12 protein-coding genes are annotated in these 18,177 nt (G+C 72.6%); all 12 read left to right on the plus strand.

The genetic code is table 11. The features are described 5' to 3' along the window. Positions 1–80: 80 nt before the first annotated feature. On the plus strand, positions 81–1,580 hold the full coding sequence (gene folC / locus C593_RS0107270) for a bifunctional tetrahydrofolate synthase/dihydrofolate synthase (RefSeq protein WP_018846635.1): 1,500 nt from the start codon (positions 81–83) through the stop codon (positions 1,578–1,580). 6 nt (positions 1,581–1,586) lie between these two features. Next, positions 1,587–1,943: a DUF4233 domain-containing protein gene (locus C593_RS0107275; protein ID WP_018846636.1), complete on the plus strand. Its 357-nt coding sequence runs from the start codon at positions 1,587–1,589 to the stop codon at positions 1,941–1,943. Positions 1,944–2,035: 92 nt separating this feature from the next. Further along, a complete protein-coding gene (gene ndk, locus C593_RS0107280) occupies positions 2,036–2,449 on the plus strand; it encodes a nucleoside-diphosphate kinase (RefSeq protein WP_018846637.1) in 414 nt (137 codons plus the stop codon). Positions 2,450–2,741: 292 nt separating this feature from the next. Next, positions 2,742–3,761 carry a rod shape-determining protein gene (locus tag C593_RS0107285; RefSeq protein WP_020610253.1) on the plus strand — a complete coding sequence of 340 codons (1,020 nt, stop codon included), beginning with the start codon at positions 2,742–2,744 and terminating at the stop codon, positions 3,759–3,761. A 159-nt stretch (positions 3,762–3,920) separates the two neighbouring features. Further along, complete coding sequence (gene mreC, locus C593_RS29055) at positions 3,921–5,015, plus strand: rod shape-determining protein MreC (protein ID WP_078521237.1); 1,095 nt, start codon at positions 3,921–3,923, stop codon at positions 5,013–5,015. Between the two features lie 17 nt (positions 5,016–5,032). Continuing rightward, positions 5,033–5,701: a rod shape-determining protein MreD gene (mreD, locus tag C593_RS0107295; RefSeq protein WP_018846640.1), complete on the plus strand. Its 669-nt coding sequence runs from the start codon at positions 5,033–5,035 to the stop codon at positions 5,699–5,701. Positions 5,702–5,717: 16 nt separating this feature from the next. Then, positions 5,718–7,889, plus strand: coding sequence for a penicillin-binding protein 2 (mrdA, locus tag C593_RS0107300; RefSeq protein WP_018846641.1), 2,172 nt, complete (start codon positions 5,718–5,720; stop codon positions 7,887–7,889). Positions 7,890–7,893: 4 nt separating this feature from the next. Then, entirely contained in the window at positions 7,894–9,093 is a 1,200-nt protein-coding gene (gene rodA / locus C593_RS0107305) for a rod shape-determining protein RodA (protein ID WP_018846642.1), read from the plus strand. 60 nt (positions 9,094–9,153) lie between these two features. Beyond that, positions 9,154–10,671, plus strand: a complete 1,518-nt coding sequence (locus C593_RS0107310) for a CYTH and CHAD domain-containing protein (RefSeq protein ID WP_018846643.1) — start codon at positions 9,154–9,156, stop codon at positions 10,669–10,671. Between the two features lie 110 nt (positions 10,672–10,781). Next, complete coding sequence (locus C593_RS0107315) at positions 10,782–12,707, plus strand: TIGR03960 family B12-binding radical SAM protein (protein ID WP_018846644.1); 1,926 nt, start codon at positions 10,782–10,784, stop codon at positions 12,705–12,707. A 221-nt stretch (positions 12,708–12,928) separates the two neighbouring features. Next, positions 12,929–13,750, plus strand: coding sequence for a TIGR03936 family radical SAM-associated protein (locus C593_RS0107320; protein ID WP_051093645.1), 822 nt, complete (start codon positions 12,929–12,931; stop codon positions 13,748–13,750). Positions 13,751–13,981: 231 nt separating this feature from the next. Beyond that, the gene (locus C593_RS0107325; protein WP_018846646.1) at positions 13,982–18,079 is read left to right on the plus strand and encodes an Rne/Rng family ribonuclease; all 4,098 of its coding nucleotides are present in this window, start codon (positions 13,982–13,984) and stop codon (positions 18,077–18,079) included. Positions 18,080–18,177: the final 98 nt, after the last annotated feature.

Below are 18,177 nucleotides of genomic sequence, written 5' to 3' on the forward strand. Positions count from 1 at the left end.
CGGACGGCACGGGCGAGGCCCCGGGGACCACCCCGGGGCCTCGCCCGTTCCCGCCCGCCGCCCTCCGTAGACTGGTCCCCGTGAGTGAGCACCCCGACGAGGCCGACGCCTTCGACGAGATCGTCGACGCCGAGACAGACCGCGACCCCGACCTGGCGGTGATCGAGGCCGGCAGCCGAACCCTGCGCACCAGGTCCGGCACCCCCCAGGCCGACCAGGTGCCCGCCAGGCCCGCCGACCCCGAGGTCGACAAGGCGCTGCGCGAGGTCGAGGCGGACCTGGCGACGCGCTGGGGCGAGACCAAGCTGGAGCCGTCCGTCGCCCGGATCTCCGCGTTGATGGACGTGCTCGGCGAGCCCCAGCGGGCGTACCCGTCGATCCACATCACCGGGACCAACGGCAAGACGTCCACGGCCCGCATGATCGAGGCCCTGCTCGCCGCGTTCGAGCTGCGCACCGGGCGGTACACCTCGCCGCACGTCCAGTCGATCACCGAGCGGATCAGCCTGGACGGCGCCCCGATCAGCCCCGAGCGCTTCATCGAGACCTTCCGGGACGTCACCCCGTATGTCGGGATGGTGGACGCGAGCCAGGAGTACCGGCTGTCGTTCTTCGAGGTGCTGACCGGCATGGCCTACGCGGCCTTCGCCGACGCCCCGGTGGACGTGGCGGTGGTCGAGGTCGGCATGGGCGGGTCCTGGGACGCGACCAATGTGATCGACGGCTCGGTCGCCGTCGTCACCCCGATCGACCTGGACCACACCGACCGCCTCGGCTCCACGCCCGCGGACATCGCCGCCGAGAAGGCGGGGATCATCAAGCCGGGCGCGACCGTCGTACTGGCCCAGCAGCCGGTGGACGCCGCCCAGGTGCTGCTGAAGAAGGCCGTGGAGGCGGACGCGACCGTCGCGCGCGAGGGCATGGAGTTCGGCATCGTCTCCCGCGAGGTGGCGGTCGGCGGGCAGCTGCTGACCCTGCGCGGGCTGGGCGGCGAGTACGACCAGATCTTCCTGCCGCTGTACGGCGCGCACCAGGCGCACAACGCGGCGGTGGCCCTCGCGGCCGTGGAGGCGTTCTTCGGCGTCGGGGCCGGGCAGGCCCGGACGCTGGACGTGGACACCGTGCGCGAGGCGTTCGCCTCGGTCGTCTCCCCGGGCCGGCTGGAGGTCGTGCGCCGCAGCCCCACCGTGGTGCTGGACGCGGCCCACAACCCGGCGGGCGCGCGGGCGGCGGCCGGGGGCGTCACCGAGTCCTTCGGCTTCTCCCGGCTGATCGGCGTGGTCGGCACCAGCGCCGACAAGGACGTGAAGGGCCTGCTGGAGGCCTTCGAGCCGATCTTCGCGGAGATCGTGGTCACGCAGAACTCCAGCCACCGGGCGATGGACGCCGACGAGCTCGCGGCCCTGGCCGTGGAGGTCTTCGGCGACGACCGGGTGGTCGTGGAGCCCCGGCTGGACGACGCCCTGGAGGCGGCGATCACGCTGGCGGAGGAGGAGTCGGAGTACGCCGGGGCGGGTGTCCTGGTGACCGGCTCGGTGATCACGGTCGGCGAGGCCCGGCTGCTTCTGGGAAGGGCCTGAGCTGCCGTGCGTACCCTGTGTGCTTCCACACTGATCGGCGAGTTCTTCGTGATCGGCTTCGCCGGACTGGTGGCCATGAAGGCGGACGGCGCCTCCATGGCGGCCGTCTGGACGGTCTGCGGGATCGCCATGCTGCTCTCGGTCCTGCTGTGCGGGATGATCACCCGCCCGGGCGGGGTCCAGCTCGGCTGGGCGCTGCAGATCGCGCTGATCGCGGGCGGTTTCGTGGTCCCCGCGATGTTCTTCCTGGGCGTGGTGTTCGCAGGGCTGTGGTGGGCCTCGGTCCACTACGGCCGCAAGATCGACGAGGCGAAGGCCCGCTGGGCGGCGGCCGAGGCCACCGCTGGGCCTGACGCTGCGTAACGGGCGCCGCCCGCGCACGGTAGCCTCAGGGAGCCCCGCCGTCCGCAACACGGACGGCGGGCCCCGCACCCGCACATGAAGGAGCCCGCACCGTGAGCCAGCGCACGCTCGTCCTGCTCAAGCCCGACGCCGTACGCCGGGGCCTGATCGGGGAGATCATCGGCCGTATCGAGGCCAAGGCCGGCTGGACCATCAGCGCGCTGGAGCTGCGCACCCTCGACCAGGACACCCTGGAGCAGCACTACGGCGAGCACAAGGGCCGCCCCTTCTACGAGCCGCTGATCGCGTTCATGTCCTCCGGTCCGGTCGTCGCGCTGGTCGTCGAGGGCGAGCGGGTCATCGAGGGCGTCCGCCAGTTGGCGGGTCCGACCGACCCGATCGCGGCGGCCCCCGGGTCCATTCGTGGCGACTTCGGCACGATCGTCCGGGAGAATCTGATTCACGCCTCGGACTCCGAGAAGTCCGCCATTCGGGAACTGGAGCTGTTCTTCCCGGAACTCCGATAGCGGGTCCCGCGCCAGGGATTCGCTGTGATCCGCTGACAAAGCATCAGCCATACAGCGCTCACCACCTGGGGCGACCGAAGGAATTTCGGTCGCCCTTCGGCATACGCCGAGCCATTGCGGGAACGCATCGCCCCGACGCATCGTCACCACATACAGAGGTGGACCAGCGCGCCGGATCCGCAGGGACGGCACTACGATGTAAGCCTCCACGCACATCACACCCACCTCGCCATCCTGATTAGCCATCAACGCTCGATTTGGGAAGGCCAGACGCATCCTCATGGGGAACAACATGTCGTTCATCGGCCGTGACATGGCTGTCGACCTCGGGACCGCCAACACGCTGGTGTACGTCAGAGGCCGGGGGATCGTTCTCAACGAGCCGTCCGTCGTCGCGATCAACACCAACACGGGCGGCATTCTCGCGGTCGGCGCCGAGGCGAAGAAGATGATCGGGCGCACGCCCGGGAACATCGTCGCGGTCCGTCCGCTCAAGGACGGAGTGATCGCCGACTTCGAGATCACCGAGCGAATGCTCCGCTACTTCATTCTGAAGATCCACAAGCGGCGGTACCTCGCCCGGCCGCGGGTCGTCGTCTGTGTGCCCTCGGGCATCACGGGCGTCGAGCGCCGCGCGGTCATCGAGGCGTCGACGCAGGCGGGCGCGCGCCAGGTGCACATCATCGAGGAGCCGATGGCCGCCGCCATCGGCTCCGGGCTCCCGGTCCACGAGGCCACCGGCAACATGGTCGTGGACATCGGCGGCGGCACCACCGAGGTCGCGGTGATCTCCCTCGGCGGAATCGTCACGGCGCAGTCCATCCGGGTCGCCGGCGACGAGCTGGACAACGCGATCATCCAGCACATCAAGAAGGAGTACTCCCTCCTCCTCGGTGAGCGCACCGCCGAGAGCATCAAGATCACCATCGGCTCGGCCTACGACATGGACAAGGACGAGCACACCGAGATCCGCGGCCGGGATCTGGTCTCCGGGCTGCCCAAGACGGTGGTCATCTCGGCCGCCGAGGTCCGCAAGGCCATCGAGGAGCCGGTCAACGCGATCGTCGACGCCGTGAAGACCACGCTCGACAAGTGCCCGCCGGAGCTTTCCGGCGACGTCATGGACCGCGGCATCGTCCTCACCGGCGGTGGCGCGCTGCTGCGCGGGCTCGACGAGCGCCTGCGCCGTGAGACGGGCATGCCGATCCACATCGCCGAGGACCCGCTGGACTCGGTGGCCCTCGGATCCGGCAAGTGCGTCGAGGAGTTCGAGGCGCTCCAGCAGGTACTGGACGCGCAGCCGCGCCGTTAGACGGGACGGGCGGCCCGCCCACCGGGGCCGGGCCGCCCGCTCCGCCGCACGGGGGGCCGGGGGACCGCCACCGGGGGGTCGGCCCGTCCCCCTCGGGGCCCCTGGACCGTTGCACCACCGACACCACCATTCCGACGAGGAAGGCACGGCCGCCGCACTGTGAGGGACACACGAGAGAGCCGGCTGCTCCTGGTGCTGCTGATCGCCATCGCGTTCGCTTTGATCACGGTGGACATCCGCGGCGGCGAGGAGTCACCGGTCGACGGCGCCCGCCACGCCGCGGCCACGGTGTTCGGCCCCGTCGAGAACGGCGTCGCGGCGGCGGTCGATCCGATCGGGAACGCCATCGGCGCCGTGCGCGACTCGGGTGAGCGCCACGACCGCATCAGCGAACTGGAGCGTGAGAACGCCGAGCTCAAGCAGCGCCTCGGCAGCGACGACCGCAACAGCAGCCGGCTGCGCGAGCTGGACGGCCTGATCCGCACCGCCGCCGCCGGGCAGTACGGCATCAAGGGCGCGGAGGTCATCGCCATAGGAGCGGCCCAGGGCTTCTCCTGGACCGTCACCATCGACATCGGCTCCAACGACGGCGTCAGCCGGGACATGACGGTGATCAACGGCGACGGCCTCGTCGGCCGGGTCACCACCGTCGGCCCCAGCACCGCCACGGTCCTGCTCGCCAACGACCCGGACTTCACCGTCGGCACCCGGATGGAGAAGTCCAGCGAGCTGGGCTTCGCGACCGGACAGGGCGACCGTCCGCTGATGGTCCAGCTGCTCAACGGCAAGGCCAAGGTGAAGAAGGGCGACCGGCTGGTCACCTTCGGCTCGCAGGCCAACAAGCCCTTCGTGCCCGGTGTCCCGGTCGGCGAGGTCATCCGCGTCGATCCCTCGGGCGGCGACCTGACCCGCAACGTCTACGTCCGCCCCTACGCGGGCTTCAGCAAGCTCGACATCGTCGGCGTCGTCGTCCAGGCCCCGCGCAGCGACCCGCGGGACATGGTCCTGCCGCCGAAGCCCGCGAAGCCCAGGCCGACGCCCACCGTCACCGTGACCGTCACCCCCGGCGCCGACGGCAGCGTGGAGGGGCAGGCCGACGGGCAGCAGCCCCAGGGGCAGACCGACCCCCAGCTCCAGGGCCGCGGCGACGAGCAGACCCCGACCCCCGGCCGGACCCCGGGGGCGGGACAGCTTCCGGACACCGGGGCGGACCCACCGGGTGACACGCTTCCCGGCGGCCAGGACGACGAGTAACAGGAGCTGATCCGTACATGCGTTTCAACCGGGTGCTGCTCTCCACGACCCTCGTCGTGGTCGCCCTCGTCGTCCAGGTCACCGTCCTCGCCCGTCTCCAGCTGCCCGGCGCGGTCCCGGACCTGCTGCTGCTGACCGTCCTCGGACTGGCCATGGTCTACGGCCATGTGGCGGGCGCCTTCATCGGTTTCGGCGCCGGACTCCTCGCCGACATCGCCCCGCCCGCGGATCACGCGGCCGGCCGCTACGCCCTCGTGCTCTGCGTCATCGGCTATCTGGCCGGGCTGGTCCGTCCCGAGGGCGGCCAGCAGATCCGCTCGGCCACCGCCCCCATGCTGGTGGTCGTCGCCGCCGCGATCGGCTCCACCCTGCTGTACGCGGGCGTCGGCGCGCTGGTCGGCGACACCGCCGCCCGCCATGTGGGCCTGGGGAGCCTGCTGTTCACGGCCGCCGTCTACGACCTGCTGCTCGCGCCCTTCACCGTGCCGCTGATCATGTGGCTGGCCAGACGGAGCGACAACGACCCGCTCGCCGAGAACCAGAGCGGCGGCGGCGACGTCGCCTCCGGCTGGCTCTCGGCCGGGACGGGTCTGCGGATCGGCGAGCAGCGCAGCGGGCTGCGGATCAAGGCGGCGCGGAACCGGGCCTCCCGGGCCGGCCGCATCAAGGGCGTCAAGCGACTGTGACCGAGGGGGCAGCAGCGTGAGCAACATCCCGGAGACCGGGCGGACCCCCAGGGTCCAGATCCGGCTCGTCATCATCCAGGTCCTGGTCTTCTCCCTCCTGCTCACCCTCGGCGGCCGGCTCTGGTACCTCCAGATCCGCAACGGCGACGAGTACGCGAACGAGGCCAGCGGCAACCATGTCCAGCGGGTGGTCTCGCCCGCCGTGCGCGGCTCGATCCTCGACGCCCGCGGGGTGCCGCTCGCCGACAACGAGACCCGGCTGGTGGTCTCCGCGTCCCGTACCGACCTGATGAAGATGAAGGACGACGGCAAGGCCGTCCTCACCCGGCTCGCCGGGGTCCTCGGCATGAAGCCGAAGGAGGTGATGGACAAGGTCCGGCTCTGCGACGCGAAGACCCCGCAGCCCTGCTGGAACGGCTCCCCCTACCAGCCGATCCCGGTCACCGACGAGGCCACCACCCAGCAGGCCCTCCAGATCCGGGAGCGCACCGAGGACTTCCCCGGCATCACCGCCGAGCCCACCGCGGTCCGCCGCTACACCGCCCCCGCCGACGCCCGGACCTCCCAGGTCCTCGGCTACCTCTCGCCCGTCACCGACGAGGAGATCCAGAAGGCCAAGGACTCCGAGTCGCCCTATCTGCGCTCCGACCAGGTCGGCCGCTCCGGCCTGGAGCGCACCTACGACAAGGAACTGCGCGGCCAGGCGGGCGTCACCTCCTACGAGGTCGACAAGCTCGGCCGGGTCATGGGCCAGGCCGAGTCGGACCCGGGCGTCCCCGGCTCCAACCTGGTCACCAGCATCGACGCCCGGGTCCAGGCGGTGGCCGAGGCCGAGCTGCACCAGGCGATGAAGACCGCCCGCAAGGAGGTCGACAAGATCACCGGCCGGCCGTACGAGGCCGACTCCGGGGCCGTCGTCGTGATGGAGTCGAAGACCGGCCGGATCGTGGCCATGGCCTCCCAGCCCGACTACGACCCCAACGCCTGGGTCGGCGGCATCTCCGCCAAGGACTACGCGAAGATGACCGGCAAGGACTCCAACTACCCGCTGCTGAACCGTGCCATCCAGGGCCAGGCGGCCCCCGGCTCCGTGTTCAAGGTGGTCTCCGCGAGCGCCGCCGTCCGGGCCGGCTACGACTTCAACGACCGCTACAACTGCAGCAGCTCGTACCAGCTCGGCAGCCGCAGCTTCGCCAACTTCGAGTCCCAGGGGCACGGCCCCATCACCCTCGGGGAAGCCCTCAAGTTCTCCTGCAACACCGTCTTCTACGCCCTCGGCCACAAGGAGTGGCAGCGTGACGGCGGCATCAAGCCGAAGAAGAAGACCAACGACTGGTTCTACCGGACCGCCCGCGACTTCGGCTTCGGCTCCGAGACCGGCGTCGACCTCCCCAACGAGGTCACCGGCCGCATCCCGGACCGCGCCTGGAAGCAGAACTTCTGGGAGGCCAACAAGGACGCCTGGTGCAAGGACGGCAAGAAGGGCGGCTCCTACGTCGAGCAGATCGCCTACGAGAACTGCCTCGAAGGCAACCAGCTCAAGGCCGGTGACAGCATCAACTTCTCCATCGGACAGGGCGACATCCTCGTCACGCCCATCCAGCTGGCGACCGCCTACGCGGCCATCAGCAACGGCGGCACCCTCTGGAACCCCACCATCGGCAAGGCCGTCATCAGCCCCGACGGCAAGCGGATCGACGAGATCGAGCCCTCCTCGCACGGGAAGCTGCCGATAGGAGCGGAGACCATCGCCGACCTCGACAAGGGCCTGCGCTCGGTCGTCGGCCCGGGCGGCACCGCCGCCTGGCGGTTCGGCGGCTGGCCCCAGGACAAGATCCCGATGCGCGCCAAGACCGGTACCGCGCAGGTCTACGGCAAGCAGACCACCTCCTGGTTCGCCACCTACACCGACGACTACACGGTCGTCATGACGATCTCCCAGGGCGGCACCGGCTCCGGGGCCTCCGGCCCGGCCGTCCGCAACATCTACAACGCGATGTACGGGCTGGACGCGGAGGGCAACCAGGACCTGAAGCGCGCCCTGCTGCCCAAGCCGCAGAAGGCCCTGCCGAAGATCTCCCCGGACGGCTCGGTGGTCGCCCCCGAGGTCAGGCCCTACGTGCCGCCGAAGCCGGAGGACCCCGCACTGGAAACGCTCGCGGGACCCCCTCCCGCACGGAGGGACTAGACAGATGACTGGCGCAGGCGGCTTCTCCGTCTCCGGATACGGCCCCGACCGCGGCGGGCTGTGGGCCCGGCTCAGTGCCCGCGACTCTCTCGTGCGGCGGCTCGACTGGCCGCTGATGGTCTCCGCCCTGGCCCTCTCCGTCATCGGCACCCTGCTGGTGTGGTCCGCGACCCGGGGGCGCACCGAGCTGAACGACGGCGACCCCTACAGCTTCCTCGTCAAGCACAGCCTCAACATCGGTATCGGGCTCGTCCTGATGGTCGGCACGGTCTGGCTCGGGCACCGCACCCTGCGCGGCGCGGTCCCGGTCCTCTACGGGCTCTCCGTCGTCCTCGTGCTGCTGGTGCTCACCCCACTGGGCGCGACCATCAACGGCGCGCACGCCTGGCTGGTCATCGGCGGGCTGTCCCTCCAGCCGTCCGAGTTCGTGAAGATCACGATCATCCTCGGCATGGCGATGATGCTCGCCGCCCGGGTCGACGCCGGCGACCAGCTCCACCCCGACCACCGCACCGTCGCCAAGTCCCTGGCCTTCGCGATCCTGCCGATGGGCATCGTCATGCTGATGCCCGACCTGGGCTCGGTCATGGTGATGGCGGTCATCGTGCTGGGGGTGCTGCTCGCCTCGGGCGCCTCCAACCGCTGGATCCTCGGACTGATCGGCGCGGGCGTCGGCGGGGCGGTCCTGGTGGCCGCGCTCGGGCTGCTCGACGAGTACCAGATCAACCGCTTCGCGGCCTTCGCCAACCCCGAGCTGGACCCGGCGGGCGTCGGCTACAACACCAACCAGGCGCGCATCGCGATCGGGTCCGGCGGGCTGTACGGCGCGGGGCTCTTCAACGGCCACCAGACCTCCGGCCAGTTCGTGCCCGAACAGCAGACCGACTTCATCTTCACCGTCGCCGGTGAGGAACTCGGCTTCGTCGGCGCCGGGCTGATCCTCGTCCTCCTCGGCGTCGTGATGTGGCGCGCCTGCCGGATCGCCCGGGAGACCACCGAGCTGTACGGCACCATCGTGGCCGCCGGGATCATCGCCTGGTTCGCGTTCCAGTCCTTCGAGAACATCGGCATGGCGATGGGCATCATGCCGGTCGCCGGGCTGCCGCTGCCGTTCGTCTCCTACGGCGGCACCTCCATGTTCGCGGTCTGGATCGCGGTCGGGCTGCTCCAGTCGATCCGGGTGCAGAAACCCATAAGCGCCTGAACGGCCGCGGGGGTGGCGCGCGCACTGCCGCGCCGCCCCCGCGGCGACTAGATTCGGTGCATGGCGGACACCAAGCGCGAGATCGAGCGGAAGTACGAAGCCACCCCCGACACCCGGCTCCCGGACCTGACCCGCATCCCCGGCGTCGCCGAGGCCGAGGAGCACGGCGTCACCGAACTGGACGCCGTCTACTACGACACCGAGGACCTGCGGCTCGCCGCGTCCGGGATCACACTGCGCCGCAGGACGGGCGGCACGGACGCCGGCTGGCACCTGAAGCTCCCCGTCGCCCCCGGCGTGCGCGACGAGATCACCGCCGACCTCTGCGACGAGGTGCCCGGCGAACTCACCACCCTGGTCCGGGCCCGCACCCGCGGCGCGCCCCTGGTGCCGGTCGTCCGCCTGCTCTCCTCCCGTGCGGTCCGCCTGCTGCGGGACGCGGACGGCACGGCCCTCGCGGAGCTGAGCCGGGACGCGGTGGTCGCCGAACGGCTGCACGGCGAGGGGCGCACCGCCCAGTGGGACGAGATCGAGATCGAACTCGCGGACGGCGCCGACCCCGCCTTCCTCGACGGCGCGGACAAGAAGCTCCGCAAGGCCGGACTGCGCGCCGCCGCCTCCCCGTCCAAGCTCGCCCGCGCCCTCGACGAGACGGGCGGCGGTCCGGCCGTCCGCCCCGAACCGGGCGAGCCCCGCACGGCGGGCGACCACATCACCGCCTACCTCCGCGAGGAGACCGAGGCGCTGCTCGCCCACGAGCCCGGGGTCCGCCGGGATCTGCCCGACGCCGTCCACCAGATGCGGGTCGCCACCCGGCGGCTGCGCAGCGCCCTGCGCACCTACCGGAAGATCCTGGACCGGGAGGCCACCCAGCCGCTGATCGACGAACTCAAGTGGCTCGCCGGCGAACTGGGCGCCGCCCGGGACCAGGAGGTCCTCGCCGAACGCCTGCGGGACCGGGTCGCCGAACTGCCCGCCACCCTGGTCCTCGGCCCGGTCGAGGCCCGGCTCACCGCCTGGGCCGTCTCCGGGGACGCCGACACCCGGGCGGTGGCGCTCGCCGCCCTGGACAGCGACCGCTGCCTGCGGCTGCTGGACGCCCTCGACGCGCTGCTCGCCGACCCGCCCCTGCTCAAGGCCGCCGGCAAGGCGCCGGACGCGGCGATCCCGGACGCGGTGCTGCGCGAGTACCGGCGGGTGTCCGGCCGGGTCGAGCACGCCCTCGCCCTGGCGCCGGGCCCGGAGCGCGACACCGCCCTGCACGAAGCCCGCAAGGCCGCCAAGCGCGCCCGGTACGCGGCGGAGGCGGCCACCCCCGCCCTCGGCCGGCCCGCGCGCCGGTTCGGCAAGCGGATGAAGACGGTGCAGAAGGTCCTCGGCGACCACCAGGACAGCGTGGTCGCCCGGGACGCCGCCCGGGACCTCGCGGTCGCGGCGCACCTGGCGGGGGAGTCCGCGTTCACCTGGGGACTCCTCTACGGGCACGAGCAGGCGACGGCCGCCGAGCGGGAGGCCGAACTGCCGGGCGTATGGGCGAAGGCGGCGGACCCGGACCTGCGGGCTGCCCTGCGCTCCTGACCCGCGCCCGGCCCGTACGCCTTCCGGTGGTTCGCCGGAAGGCGTACGGGGGGCTGCTCCACTCGCGTTACGCTTGAGAGTCGCCCCCGCCAGCTCCACGAAGGTTCCAGATGTCTGCCGAGTCGGTCTTCTCGAAGCTCGAAGCTCTGCTCCCGCATGTGCAGAAGCCCATTCAGTACGTCGGCGGTGAACTGAACTCCACCGTCAAGCCGTGGGAGTCCTGCGACGTCCGCTGGGCGCTCATGTACCCCGACGCGTACGAGGTCGGGCTGCCCAACCAGGGCGTCATGATCCTCTACGAGGTCCTCAACGAGCAGGAGGGCGTCCTCGCCGAGCGCACCTACAGCGTGTGGCCGGACCTGGAGGAGCTGATGCGCGAGCACCGGGTCCCCCAGTTCACCGTGGACTCGCACCGCCCGGTCGGCGCCTTCGACGTGCTCGGGATGAGCTTCTCCACCGAGCTGGGCTACACCAACATGCTCACCGCGCTCGACCTCGCGGGCATCCCGCTGGAGTCGGGGGACCGCACCGTCGACCACCCGATCGTGCTCGCCGGCGGCCACGCGGCCTTCAATCCCGAGCCGATCGCGGAGTTCATCGACGCGGCGATCATCGGCGACGGCGAGCAGGCCGTCCTCGACATGACCCGGATCATCCGCGAGTGGAAGGCCGAGGGCCGGCCCGGCGGCCGCGAGGAGGTGCTGCTGCGCCTCGCGAAGACGGGCAGTGTCTACATCCCCGCCTTCTACGACGTGGAGTACCTGCCCGACGGCCGCATCGGCCGTGTGGTGCCCAACCGCTCCGGTGTGCCGTGGCGCGTCTCCAAGCACACCGTGATGGACCTGGACGAGTGGCCGTACCCCAAGCAGCCGCTGGTCCCGCTCGCCGAGACGGTCCACGAGCGGATGTCCGTCGAGATCTTCCGCGGCTGCACCCGCGGCTGCCGCTTCTGCCAGGCCGGCATGATCACGCGCCCCGTGCGGGAGCGAAGCATCACCGGCATCGGCGAGATGGTGGACAAGGGGCTCAAGGCGACGGGCTTCGAGGAAGTCGGCCTGCTGTCGCTGTCGTCCGCGGACCACTCCGAGATCGGTGACATCGCGAAGGGCCTCGCGGACCGGTACACCGAGGACAAGGTGGGCCTCTCCCTGCCCTCGACCCGGGTCGACGCCTTCAACGTGGACCTGGCCAACGAGCTGACCCGCAACGGCCGCCGCTCGGGTCTGACCTTCGCCCCCGAGGGCGGCTCGGAGCGGATGCGGAAGGTCATCAACAAGATGGTCTCCGAGGAGGACCTGATCCGGACCGTCGCCACCGCGTACGGCAACGGCTGGCGCCAGGTGAAGCTGTACTTCATGTGCGGCCTGCCGACCGAGACCGACGAGGACGTCCTCCAGATCGCCGACATGGCGATGAACGTCATCCAGAAGGGCCGCGAGGTCTCCGGCTCCAACGACATCCGCTGCACCGTCTCCATCGGCGGCTTCGTGCCCAAGCCGCACACCCCGTTCCAGTGGGCGCCGCAGCTGTCGGCCGAGGAGACCGACGCGCGGCTGGCGAAGCTGCGCGACAAGATCCGCGGCGACAAGAAGTACGGGCGTTCCATCGGTTTCCGCTACCACGACGGCAAGCCCGGCATCGTCGAGGGCCTGCTCTCCCGCGGCGACCGCCGTATCGGCGCGGTCATCCGTGCGGTGTACGAGGACGGCGGCCGCTTCGACGGCTGGCGCGAGCACTTCAGCTACGACCGCTGGATGGCCTGCGCGGACAAGGTCCTCCCCGGCTTCGGTGTCGACCTCGCCTGGTACACCACCCGCGAGCGCACCTACGAGGAGGTCCTGCCCTGGGACCACCTGGACTCCGGTCTGGACAAGGACTGGCTCTGGGAGGACTGGCAGGACGCCCTCGACGAGGTCGAGGTCGAGGACTGCCGCTGGACACCGTGCTTCGACTGCGGGGTCTGCCCCCAGATGGACACCAGCATCCAGATCGGCCCGACCGGCAAGAAGCTGCTGCCGCTGACCGTGGTCAAGTAGCCGTGCGTGCCCGGGCGGCCCGCGTCGCCGTCCGAGCGGACGCGCGCGCGTAACCTGGAAGACGCGCAACAACAACCACAGACCGTTCCCGGCGCGGCGGCCGGACCCGAGGTCTCGCCCGGCTTCCCGGCGGGGCGGGGGCCGGGCCGCCCCGCGAAGGAACACCGCACGCCGTGGGCGGTGCGCCACCCGCGCCCGCTCCGCACCGAGGAGAAGAACCCCTGGGCAAGCGACAGCCCGAAGGACCGCCGCCCGCACCCGCGGTACAGCGCATCCGACTGCGCTACACCAAGCGCGGCCGCCTCCGGTTCACCAGCCACCGCGACTTCCAGCGCGCCTTCGAGCGGGCCCTGAGGCGCGCCGAGGTGCCCATGGCGTACTCGGCGGGCTTCACCCCGCACCCCAAGGTGTCGTACGCCAATGCCGCACCCACCGGTACGGGCAGCGAGGCCGAGTACCTGGAGATCGCCCTCACCGAGGCGCGCGACCCGGACAAGCTGCGCGCGCTGCTGGACGAGTCGCTGCCCGCCGGACTCGACATCACCGACGCCGTGGAGGCCCGCACCCCGGGCCTGGCCGACCGGCTGACCGCCTCCGTGTGGGAGCTGCGGCTGGACGGCGTCACCCCCGAGGACGCCGAGAGCGCCGTCGCCGCCTTCCTCGCCGCCGAGACCGTCGAGGTCAGCCGGAAGACGAAGAACGGCGTACGGAGCTTCGACGCCCGGGGAGCCGTCGCGGATCTTCAGGCGGCTCGTCCACAGGCTGATAGGCCGGTGGACGGGCCCTGTGCGATACTGCGGCTGGTTGTTCGGCACGTAGCACCTGCCGTGCGACCCGACGACGTCCTGTCCGGTCTCCGAGCTGTGGCCGACCTGGCGCCGCCGGTCCCCGCAGCGGTGACCAGGCTGGCGCAGGGGCTCTTCGACGAGGAGTCCGGCACGGTGACCGACCCGCTCGCGCCCGACCGCGAGGCAGCCCCGGCCGCTCCATCCACGGCCGCCGGGACCACCTCTGCGACGGCGCCGGAAGGTCCCGCCGCGTAGGGACGGTCGTCGTAGCGCGGCTCTCGTACCCGGGAGCCACCTGGGTCGGGCCGCGCAAGGGACACAGAAGACTTTCGCCAGGCCGTGCGTACATCGCGTACGGAACCGGCGAGCCAGACATCAGCTCCCGTGCGGCGCCCGCGCCCCGGACGGCGGCATCGCGCTCATCACGCGGCCGCACCGGACCGGATCAGGCGCGGCGCCCGGGAGCGCGACGGGAGAAACGCCCGCATGCTCGAACAGCCGAACGAGTCCGGCACCGCCGGATCGCAGAACGAAGATCACAACAGCCCCAGCGACACGCTGCCGCCGCGCCGCAGGCGCCGGGCGGCCTCGCGTCCCGCGGGCCCGCCGGCCGGGGGCGAGACCGCGGCTCCCGCGGCGGCGACCGCGACGGAGGCGGCCGAGACCGCCGAGCGCGTCGCCGCGGCGGAGGCCACGGCGGACCGCTCCGGTACCGCCGAGGTCGTCGAGGCGTCCGCGCCCCCTGCACGCCGCCGGGCCACCCGTAGGGCGACGGCTCCGGCCGGCGCGCCCGAGGGGGAGGCGGTCGTGGAGACCCCCGTCGCTCCGGCGGAGGCCGAGGCCGTGACCACGGAGGAGGCCCCGGCGCCGCGTACCCGCCGCCGGGCCACCCGTAAGGCGACCGCGCCCGCCGGCGCGCCCGAGGCCGCTGCCCCAGTGGAGGCCGCGGAGGCGGCTGCTCCCGCGCAGGCCGCAGCCGAGACCGAGGCCGCCGAGGAGCCCGCGCCGCGTACACGTCGCCGGGCGACCCGCAAGGCGACGGCTCCGGCCGGCGCGCCGCAGGTCGAGGAGGTCCCCGGGGCGGAGACAGCCGAGGAGGCGCCCGCTGAGGAGGCGCCCGCGCCGCGTACGCGTCGCCGGGCGACCCGTAAGGCGACGGCTCCGGCCGGCGCGCCCGAGGCCGCTGCCCCGGTGGAGGCCGCGGAGGCGGCTGCTCCCGCGCAGGCCGCAGCCGAGGCCGAGGCCGCCGAGGAGCCCGCGCCGCGTACACGTCGCCGGGCGACCCGTCGGGCGACCGCGCCCGCCGGCGCGCCCGAGGTGGCCGCCGAGGAGACCGCCGAGGAGGCGCCCGCTGAGGAGGAGCCCGCGCCGCGTACACGTCGCCGGGCCACCCGCAAGGCGACCGCCCCCGCCGTCGCCGAGGTCAACGTGACGGACGAGGACGTGGACGAGGAGGCCGTCGAGGCGGGCGAGAGCCTGCCCGAGGACGCCGTCGAGCAGATCGCCGCCGAGGAGGCGGAGGTCGCCGCCGCGGAGAAGGCCGCCACCCGGGGCCGCACCCGCCGGCGCGCCGCCTCGCCCGAGTTCACCGCGCCGCCCGCCGAGGAGGCGCCCGCCCGTGGCCGCCGCGCCTCCCGGGCCCCCGTGCCCACCTTCCAGGCCCCGGTCTTCGCCGAGCCCATGTTCCAGACGCCGGAGACGGCCGCCGCGGCTGCCGCCGCCGCGGTCGAGCCCGACGACGCCGAGGACACCGAGGCCGTCGAGGCCCCGGTGCAGGAGCAGTCCGGCCGCCGTCGCCGCCGTCGCCGTGGTGAGGCCGCCGAGCCCGCCGAGGCCCCGGCCGCCGCCGCCCCCGCCTCCGACGAGAGCGCCGGGACCGACGAGGACACCGAGCCGGAGCAGACCGACGCCGAGGCCGGCGAGGACTCCGACGAGCACGAGGACCGCCCGTCGCGCCGCCGCCGCCGGGGTGGCCGCCGCCGTCGCCGGGGCGAGGCCGCCGAGAGCGACGAGTCCGCCGACGAGCAGGGCACCGGTGGCGCCGAGGCGTCCGAGGACGCTGACGACGAGGACGAGGACGAGTCGGAGGGCGGCACCCCGTCCTCCGCCGGGACCTCCAGCAGCCGGCGCCGCCGTCGCCGTCGCCGCCGCAGCGGGGACGGCCCCGCGGACGGCGAGTCCGGCACCGGTGCCGACGACCCGGAGCGCACCGTCGTCAAGGTCCGCGAGCCGCGCAAGAAGGAGGAGCCCTCCGACGAGGTCCAGTCCATCAAGGGCTCGACCCGTCTTGAGGCGAAGAAGCAGCGCCGCCGCGAGGGCCGCGAGCAGGGCCGCCGCCGGGTGCCGATCATCACCGAGGCGGAGTTCCTGGCGCGCCGTGAGGCCGTCGAGCGCGTCATGGTGGTCCGCCAGAGCGGCGAGCGCACCCAGATCGGCGTCCTCGAGGACGACGTGCTCGTGGAGCACTACGTCAACAAGGAGCAGGCCACCAGCTACGTCGGCAACGTCTACCTGGGCAAGGTGCAGAACGTCCTGCCGTCCATGGAGGCCGCCTTCGTCGACATCGGCAAGGGCCGCAACGCCGTCCTGTACGCCGGTGAGGTCAACTTCGAGGCGCTCGGCATGGCCAACGGGCCGCGCCGGATCGAGGCCGCCCTCAAGTCCGGCCAGTCCGTCCTCGTCCAGGTGACCAAGGACCCGATCGGCCACAAGGGCGCCCGTCTCACCAGCCAGGTCTCGCTGCCCGGCCGGTACCTGGTCTATGTGCCCGAGGGCTCGATGACGGGCATCAGCCGCAAGCTGCCGGACACCGAGCGCGCCCGGCTGAAGAGCATCCTCAAGAAGGTCGTCCCCGAGGACGCGGGCGTCATCGTGCGCACCGCGGCCGAGGGCGCGAGCGAGGACGAGCTGCGCCGTGACGTCGAGCGTCTGCAGGCGCAGTGGGAGGACATCAAGAAGAAGGCGAAGAGCGGCAACGCCCCGACCCTTCTCTACGGGGAGCCGGACATGACCGTCCGGGTCGTCCGCGACATCTTCAACGAGGACTTCACCAAGGTCGTGGTCAGCGGCGACGAGGCGTGGGAGACGATCCACGGCTATGTCTCGCACGTGGCGCCCGACCTGGTCGACCGCCTCCAGCGGTGGACCAGCGAGGTGGACGTCTTCGCGGTCCACCGGATCGACGAGCAGCTGATGAAGGCGCTGGACCGCAAGGTCTGGCTGCCGAGCGGCGGTTCGCTGGTGATCGACAAGACCGAGGCGATGGTCGTGGTCGACGTCAACACCGGCAAGTTCACCGGCCAGGGCGGCAACCTGGAGGAGACCGTCACCAGGAACAACCTGGAGGCGGCCGAGGAGATCGTGCGCCAGCTCCGGCTGCGCGACCTGGGCGGCATCGTCGTCGTCGACTTCATCGACATGGTCCTGGAGTCCAACCGGGACCTGGTGATGCGCAGGCTGCTGGAGTGCCTGGGCCGGGACCGGACCAAGCACCAGGTCGCCGAGGTGACCTCGCTGGGTCTGGTGCAGATGACCCGCAAGCGGGTCGGCCAGGGGCTGCTGGAGTCCTTCTCCGAGACCTGCGTCCACTGCAACGGCCGCGGTGTCATCGTCCACATGGAGCAGCCCTCGGGCACCGGGGGCGGAGGCGGCGGCAAGCGCTCCAAGAAGCGCGGCCGCGGCGGTTCCGGTGAGCACACCCACGAGCAGCACACCCATGAGCACGAGGCCCCCGCCCAGGCCGCCCCGGCCGAGGAGCGGGCGGAGACCGAGGCGGAGGTGGCGGCCGAGGCCGCGGCCCCGGCGGCCCTGCCGGAGCCGGAGTTCACCCCGGACGAGGAGCTGTACAGCAGCGCGGCCGAGGCGGAGGCGGCGGCCACGCGCGGCCGGGGCCGCCGGCGGGCGTCCCGCAGGGCGGGCGCGCCCGCGGGCGCGCCGAGGGCGGCGGAGTCCGCGGCGGCCGCCGAGGCCGTCGTGACCGCGCAGCCCGCGCCCGTGGAGCCCGAGGTCGCCGAGCCCGCGCCCGTCGCTGCCCCGGCCGAGCCGGCGCCCGCGGAGGAGCAGGCCCCCAAGGGCCGTACCCGCCGCCGGGCGACCCGCGCGGCCTCGGCCCCGGCCGGACCCCCGGCGGCCGCCGAGCCGACCGTCGTGGAGACGACGGTCGTCGAGTCCGCGCCCGCCGAGGCGCCGGCCGCCCCCGCGGCGCCCGAGCCGGAGCCGGTCGCCGAGGAGACCCCGGTCGCGCCGCCGCGCGCCCGCCGCCGGGTGACCCGCAAGGTCACCGCCCCGGCGGGATCGCCCTCGGGCGCGGAGGAGGCCGCGGTCGTCGTGGTCGCCGCCGCGCAGCCGTCCACCGAGGCGCAGCCGGAGACGGCCGGGGCGGACGAGGGCGACGGGGCGCCCGCGGCCAAGAAGGCGGTCCGCAAGACCGCGAAGAAGGCCGCAGCCAAGAAGACGACGGCCAAGAAGACCGCCGCGAAGAAGACGACGGCCAAGAAGACGACCGCGAAGAAGACGGCCAAGAAGACCTCGGCCGCCGAGCAGTCGCCGGCACCGGAGGTCACGGCGAGCACCTCCGACGCGTAGCACCGTCACGCGTGTGCGGCCCGCCCCCGGTCACCGGGCGTGGGCCGCACACGCGTGTGGCCGGCGTGCCAGGGGGCCGCACGCGCGTGTGGCCGCCG

This window comes from Streptomyces sp. CNT372 (assembly GCF_000377145.1).

Coding starts and splice junctions, on each gene's coding strand:
- rodA (WP_018846642.1), top strand. CDS start 7,894: ATGACTGGCGCAGGCGGCTTCTCCGTCTCCGGATACGGCCCCGACCGC.
- C593_RS0107285 (WP_020610253.1), top strand. CDS start 2,742: ATGTCGTTCATCGGCCGTGACATGGCTGTCGACCTCGGGACCGCCAAC.
- C593_RS0107310 (WP_018846643.1), top strand. CDS start 9,154: ATGGCGGACACCAAGCGCGAGATCGAGCGGAAGTACGAAGCCACCCCC.
- C593_RS0107315 (WP_018846644.1), top strand. CDS start 10,782: ATGTCTGCCGAGTCGGTCTTCTCGAAGCTCGAAGCTCTGCTCCCGCAT.
- C593_RS0107325 (WP_018846646.1), top strand. CDS start 13,982: ATGCTCGAACAGCCGAACGAGTCCGGCACCGCCGGATCGCAGAACGAA.
- mreD (WP_018846640.1), top strand. CDS start 5,033: ATGCGTTTCAACCGGGTGCTGCTCTCCACGACCCTCGTCGTGGTCGCC.